Source organism: Gilvimarinus sp. 1_MG-2023 (assembly GCF_030548285.1).
Window position 1 is genome coordinate 1 of the sequence record NZ_JAUOSC010001513.1, and the last position, 245, is coordinate 245.

General features: G+C 51.0%; 1 protein-coding gene. It reads left to right on the forward strand.

Going from position 1 to position 245, the window contains the following annotated elements:
* On the forward strand, nucleotides 1-245 hold a 245-nt coding region (locus tag Q4563_RS21885; protein WP_303606037.1), incomplete at both ends, for an amidohydrolase family protein.

Genomic DNA, 245 nt, shown 5'->3' on the forward strand with positions numbered 1-245 from the left:
TGATAAGGGATTTGAGCTGGAAGAACGGGAACTGAACAACGTGTATTTCGACACCTGTGTGTATCACCAGCGCGGCATAGATTTATTGCTCGATGTTATTCCGACCAAAAACATCCTCTTTGCCTCGGAAATGATTGGTGCGGTACGCGGCATCGACCCGGATACCGGCCACTTCTTCGACGATACCAAACGTTATATCGATGGGAACACGGCGCTGTCTGCGGCCCAGAAAGCCGACATCTTCG